This window comes from Kitasatospora putterlickiae, assembly GCF_039527695.1.
GTDB classification, from domain to species: domain Bacteria; phylum Actinomycetota; class Actinomycetes; order Streptomycetales; family Streptomycetaceae; genus Kitasatospora; species Kitasatospora putterlickiae.
In genome coordinates, this window is sequence record NZ_BAAAKJ010000385.1 from 5,057 (window position 1) to 10,892 (window position 5,836).

Genomic DNA, 5,836 nt, shown 5'->3' on the forward strand with positions numbered 1-5,836 from the left:
CCCTCCTCGGCGCTCAGCGCGGTGCTCAGCCGTTGATCAGGCTGCGCAGCACGTACTGCAGGATGCCGCCGTTGCGGTAGTAGTCCGCCTCGCCGGGGGTGTCGATGCGCACGACCGCGTCGAACTCCTTGCCGGTCCCGTCCGCGCCGACCGCCGTGACCTTGACGGTCGCCGGGGTGCGGCCCTCGTTGAGCTCGGTCACGCCGGTGAAGGAGAAGGTCTCCTCGCCGGTCAGGCCGAGGGAGTCGGCGTTCTCGCCCTCCGGGAACTGCAGCGGCAGGACGCCCATGCCGATCAGGTTCGAGCGGTGGATGCGCTCGTAGGACTCGGCGATGACGGCCTTGACGCCGAGCAGCGCGGTGCCCTTGGCGGCCCAGTCGCGGGACGAGCCGGAGCCGTACTCCTTGCCGGCCAGGACGACCAGCGGGGTGCCGGCGGCCTGGTAGTTCTGCGAGGCGTCGTAGATGAACGACACCGGGGCGTCGGCCTGGGTGAAGTCGCGGGTGTAGCCGCCCTCGGTGCCCGGCGCGATCTGGTTGCGCAGGCGAATGTTGGCGAAGGTGCCGCGGATCATGACCTCGTGGTTGCCACGGCGCGAGCCGTAGGAGTTGAAGTCGCGCTTCTCGACGCCGTTGGCGGTCAGGTACTGCGCCGCCGGGGTGCCCGGCTTGATGTTGCCGGCCGGGGAGATGTGGTCGGTGGTGACCGAGTCGCCCAGCTTGGCCAGGACGCGGGCGCCGGCGATGTCGGTCACCGGGCTCGGGGTCTTGGCCATGCCCTCGAAGTACGGGGGCTTGCGGACGTAGGTGGACTCGGCGTCCCACTCGAAGGTGTTGCCGGTCGGGACCGGGAGCGACTGCCAGCGGTGGTCGCCGGCGAAGACGTCCTGGTAGCCCTTGTCGAACATGTCCTGGTCGATGGAGCCGGCGACGGTGTCGGCGACCTCCTGCTCGGACGGCCAGATGTCGGCGAGGAAGACGTCGTTGCCGTCGGCGTCCTGGCCCAGGGCGTCCCTGGTGATGTCGACGTTCATGTTGCCGGCGAGGGCGTAGGCGACCACCAGCGGCGGGGAGGCCAGGTAGTTCATCTTGACGTCGGGGTTGATCCGGCCCTCGAAGTTGCGGTTGCCGGAGAGCACCGAGACGACGGCCAGGTCGGACTCGTTGACCGCGGCCGAGACCTCCTCGGGCAGCGGGCCCGAGTTGCCGATGCAGGTGACGCAGCCGTAGCCGACCAGGTTGAAGCCCAGCTTCTCCATGTACGGGAGCAGGCCGGCCTTCTCGTAGTAGTCCATGACGACCTTGGAGCCGGGCGCCAGGGTGGTCTTGACCCAGGGCTTGACCGTCAGGCCCTTCTCCACGGCCTTCTTCGCCAGCAGGGCGGCGCCCAGCATGACGGAGGGGTTGGAGGTGTTGGTGCAGGAGGTGATCGAGGCGATCACGACCGCGCCGTTGTCGATCCGGTAGGACGAGCCGTCGGGGGCGGTGACGGCGGTCGGCTTGGAGGCCTCGGCCGAGTAGGTCGGCAGCGCCTCGGCGAAGCGCTCGGCGGCCTCGGCCAGGATCACGCGGTCCTGCGGGCGCTTCGGGCCGGAGATCGACGGGACGACGGTGGAGACGTCCAGCTCCAGGTACTCCGAGTAGACCGGCTCGTGCGACGGGTCGTGCCAGAGGCCCTGCTCCTTGGCGTACGCCTCGACCAGGGCGAGCTGCTGCTCGTCGCGGCCGGTGAGCTTCAGGTAGTTGATGGTCTCGGCGTCGATCGGGAAGATCGCGCAGGTCGAGCCGAACTCCGGCGACATGTTGCCGATGGTGGCGCGGTTGGCCAGCGGGATGGCGCCGATGCCGTCGCCGTAGAACTCGACGAACTTGCCGACCACACCGTGCTTGCGCAGCATCTCGGTGATGGTGAGGACCAGGTCGGTGGCGGTGGTGCCGGCCGGCAGCTCACCGGTCAGCTTGAAGCCGACGACGCGCGGGATCAGCATGGAGACCGGCTGGCCGAGCATGGCGGCCTCGGCCTCGATGCCGCCGACGCCCCAGCCCAGCACGCCCAGGCCGTTGACCATGGTGGTGTGCGAGTCGGTGCCCACGCAGGTGTCCGGGTACGCCTGGCCGTTGCGGACCATGACGGTGCGGGCCAGGTGCTCGATGTTCACCTGGTGGACGATGCCGGTGCCCGGCGGGACGACCTTGAACTCGTCGAACGCGGTCTGGCCCCAGCGCAGGAACTGGTAGCGCTCCTTGTTGCGGCCGTACTCGATCTCGACGTTCTGGACGAAGGCGTCCGGGGTGCCGAACTTGTCGGCGATGACGGAGTGGTCGATGACCAGCTCGGCCGGCGCCAGCGGGTTGATCTTGGCCGGGTCGCCGCCCAGCTCCTTGACGGCCTCGCGCATGGTGGCGAGGTCGACCACGCACGGCACGCCGGTGAAGTCCTGCATGATCACGCGGGCCGGGGTGAACTGGATCTCCTGGCTCGGCTGGGCGTCGGCGTCCCAGTTGCCGAGGGCGCCGATGTGCTCGGCGGTGATGTTGGCGCCGTCCTCGGTGCGGAGCAGGTTCTCCAGCAGCACCTTGAGGCTGTAGGGCAGCCGAGCGGAACCCTCGACGGCGGAGAGCTTGAAGATCTCGTACGACTCGTCGCCCACCTGCAGCGAGCTGCGGGCGTCGAAGCTGTTCGCGGACACGACTGACTCCTTCTAGGTGCTTCGTGCGGTATCCGGCCGCCACGGTGGTAAGGTCACCCTTACTTAGGCTGACCTTGCCCGCACCGCCGGTGAGCGCCTCTCGGCAAGTATCTTGATGTCGAGATATATCGTAAGGCGGAATTATCTCGATGTCGAGATAAACCATAGTGCATGCCGCGCCGTCCGCCACGTCGGCACCACCCCCGGCCTGCTCCCACCGGGTGCATCCTCCCCGACACCGGCCGACGCGCCGGCACCGGTACGGTGAGCCGCGAGTGACATACCGGGAACGGATACGGGGGCCGACCGATGATCGTGGTGGACGCGTCCGCGCTGGTGCTGGCGCTGGCCGACGAGGGCGGTCGCGGCGAGGCCGCCCGCGCCGAGCTCGCCGCGGGCGGCGAATGGGTGGCACCCGAGCACATCGTCATCGAGGTCATGCAGTCGCTGCGCGGCCTCTACCTGGCCCGCGAGCTCACCGCCGAACGGGTCGGCGAGCTCGCCGCCGCCCTGCCCGGACTGGCGGTCCGCAAGGTCCCGGTCGAGCCGCTGCTCGGGCGGATCTGGGAGCTGAAGGACAACCTCACCCCGGACGACGCCGCCTACGTCGCGGTGGCCGAACGGTTCGGGGCGCCGCTGGTCACCGCCGACCTGCGGCTGATGCGGGCCAGCGGGCCGCGCTGCGAGATCCGGGGGATCCGGCGCGCCGACGGGTGACCGGGGCGTGTCCGGGAGGCCGTGCGCGCCGTTGAACGGGGCGTCCGGCCCCCCGCACCGCCGGGGGCGTCCGGGCTCCCGCACCCCCACCCGAAGAGGTTCGCCGATGCCCGCTCCGCTCGCCTCCGCGCTGCTCCCGTTCGCCCTGCTGGCGCCCGCCGCCGTCCCGGTCGCGGTCACCGAGGCCGACTTCGACCCGGCCGGCGCGTTCGTCCCGCCGGCCGCGATCAGCCACGCGCCGGACCTGGTGCCGTACGGCTCGCACGTGCGGGTGGTGGTGGACCGCTCGGTGCCCGGGCGGACCGTCCTGACCGTGAGCGTGGCCGGGGTCGCCGCCGACCACGAGTTCCCGGCGCACCTGCACACCGGCGCGTGCGGGGCCGACCCGGCGGCGTCCGGCCCGCACTACCAGGACGTGGTGGACCCGGTCAGCCCGTCCACCGACCCCGCGTACGCCAACGACCGCAACGAGCTGCGGTTCGCCCTGCGCACCGACGGGCGGGGCGAGGGCACCGCCGCCACCTCGGTGGCCTGGCGGCCCCGGCCGGGCGGGGCCCGCTCACTGGTGCTGCACGCGGGCGAACCGGCCGGGGCGCACGGCGCGGCCGACCGGGTCGCCTGCGTGAACCTGAACGGCCTGAACGGCCTGGACGAGGCGGAGTAGCGGCGGAGCGGGAGCGGAGCGGCGGGCTACCGGGCGCCGTCAGCCGCCGAGGGTGGCGACCAGGACGGCCTTGATGGTGTGCAGCCGGTTCTCGGCCTGGTCGAAGACCACGGAGTGCGCCGACTCGAACAGCTCGTCGGTGCACTCCAGCTCGGCCATCCCGGTCTCCTCGAACAGCTGCCGGCCGAGCGCCGTGCCCAGGTCGTGGAAGGCCGGCAGGCAGTGCAGGAACTTCACCTGCGGGTTGCCGGTGGCGCGCACCGTCCCCATCGACACCTGGTACGGCTTGAGCAGCTCGATCCGCTCCGCCCAGACCTCCTTGGGCTCGCCCATCGAGACCCAGACGTCGGTGTAGAGGAAGTCGGCCCCGGCCACGCCGTCGGCGACGTCCTCGGTGAGGGTGATCCGGGCGCCACTGGTCTCGGCGAGGGCCTGCGCGGCCTTGCGCACCTCGTCGTCGGGCCAGAGGGCGCGCGGGGCGACGATCCGGATGTCCATGCCGAGCAGCGCGCCGGTGACCAGCAGCGAGTTGCCCATGTTGGAGCGGGCGTCCCCGAGGTAGGCGAGCGTCACCTCGGTGAGCGGCTTGGCGGTGTGCTCGGTGATGGTGAGCACGTCGGCGAGCATCTGGGTGGGGTGCCACTCGTCGGTGAGGCCGTTCCAGACCGGCACCCCCGCGTACGCGGCCAGCTCCTCGACCACCTCCTGGCCGTGCCCGCGGTACTCGATGCCGTCGAACATCCGGCCGAGCACCCGGGCGGTGTCCTTGATCGACTCCTTGTGTCCGATCTGGGAGCCGGCCGGGTCCAGGTAGGTGGTGGTGGCGCCCTGGTCGTGGGCGGCGACCTCGAAGGCGCAGCGCGTCCGGGTGGACGTCTTCTCGAAGATCAGCGCGATGTTCCTGCCCCGCAGCCGGGGCTGCTCGGTCCCCGCGTACTTCGCCGCCTTGAGCGTGGCGGCGAGGTCCACCAGGAAGCGGAACTCCTGGGGCGTGAAGTCGAGCTCCTTGAGGAAGTGCCTGTTCCGGAGGTTGAAGGCCATGCCGGGCTCCTGGGTGTGACGATGACGGACGGGGACGGGCGGGCAGGGAAGTAGCAAGTCTATACGATGTGCAGAATTTCTATGCACGATTGCCGCTTCCGCCCGCCCGACCCGGTCACAGTCGCGGATCCACCGGCTCCGACTCCAGGGCCAGCACGGCGAACACCGCTTCGTGTACCCGCCAGAGCGGCTCACCGCCCGCCAGCCGGTCCAGCGCCTCCAGCCCCAGCGCGTACTCGCGCAGCGCCAGCGACCGCTTGTGCCCGAGGAAGCGCTGGCGCAGCCGGTCCAGGTGCTCGGTGTAGTCCGGGCCGTAGACGATCCGCAGGTACTCGCGCCCGCGCACCTTCACCCCCGGCTGGACCAGCCCTCCCGGCCGCCCCTCCCCCGCCCGGCCGCGCACCAGCGAGGCCAGCGGCTTGACCACCATGCCCTCGCCGCCCGCCGCGGTCAGCTCCTCCCACCAGGCGACGCCCGCGGCGACCGACGCCTCGTCGGCGGTGTCCACCACCAGCCGGCCGGTCCGGCGCAGCAACGGGGCCGCCGGGTGGTCCGCCTCGTCCGCCCCGGCCAGCCGGTCGATCCAGGCGAGGTGCTCGTCGTGCGGGCGCACCGCGAGGTTCGCCCCCTCGGCGGCCAGCACCTGGAACGGCGCCAGCCGGATCCCGGCCAGCCCCTCGGTCGGCCAGCAGTACCGCCGGTACGCCTCGGTGAACGCCTGCGCG

General features: G+C 71.4%; 4 protein-coding genes and 1 pseudogene. 2 read left to right on the forward strand and 3 right to left on the reverse strand.

Annotated elements, in window-relative coordinates:
- Positions 1 to 25: 25 nt before the first annotated feature.
- Entirely contained in the window at positions 26 to 2,689 is a 2,664-nt protein-coding gene (acnA, locus tag ABD308_RS33550; RefSeq protein ID WP_344343454.1) for an aconitate hydratase AcnA, read from the reverse strand.
- A 309-nt stretch (positions 2,690 to 2,998) separates the two neighbouring features.
- Between acnA and ABD308_RS33555 the strand changes: the two genes are divergently transcribed.
- Together ABD308_RS33555 and ABD308_RS33560 are read left to right on the forward strand one after the other, a co-directional pair.
- Positions 2,999 to 3,406: a type II toxin-antitoxin system VapC family toxin gene (locus ABD308_RS33555; RefSeq protein ID WP_344343456.1), complete on the forward strand. Its 408-nt coding sequence runs from the start codon at positions 2,999 to 3,001 to the stop codon at positions 3,404 to 3,406.
- A gap of 106 nt (positions 3,407 to 3,512) precedes the next feature.
- A complete protein-coding gene (locus ABD308_RS33560) occupies positions 3,513 to 4,070 on the forward strand; it encodes a superoxide dismutase family protein (protein WP_344343458.1) in 558 nt (185 codons plus the stop codon).
- A gap of 39 nt (positions 4,071 to 4,109) precedes the next feature.
- On the opposite strand, the gene argF is transcribed toward ABD308_RS33560, so the two are convergent.
- Positions 4,110 to 5,111: an ornithine carbamoyltransferase gene (argF, locus tag ABD308_RS33565; protein WP_344343462.1), complete on the reverse strand. Its 1,002-nt coding sequence runs from the start codon at positions 5,109 to 5,111 to the stop codon at positions 4,110 to 4,112.
- Positions 5,112 to 5,226: 115 nt separating this feature from the next.
- Positions 5,227 to 5,836 (reverse strand): annotated as a pseudogene (locus ABD308_RS33570) (polynucleotide kinase-phosphatase); the annotation flags it as partial.

What these genes read in the sequence shown, in the direction of transcription:
- ABD308_RS33555 (WP_344343456.1), top strand. Translation starts at nt 2,999, where the DNA reads ATGATCGTGGTGGACGCGTCCGCGCTGGTGCTGGCGCTGGCCGACGAG.
- ABD308_RS33560 (WP_344343458.1), top strand. Translation starts at nt 3,513, where the DNA reads ATGCCCGCTCCGCTCGCCTCCGCGCTGCTCCCGTTCGCCCTGCTGGCG.
- argF (WP_344343462.1), bottom strand. Translation starts at nt 5,111, where the DNA reads ATGGCCTTCAACCTCCGGAACAGGCACTTCCTCAAGGAGCTCGACTTC.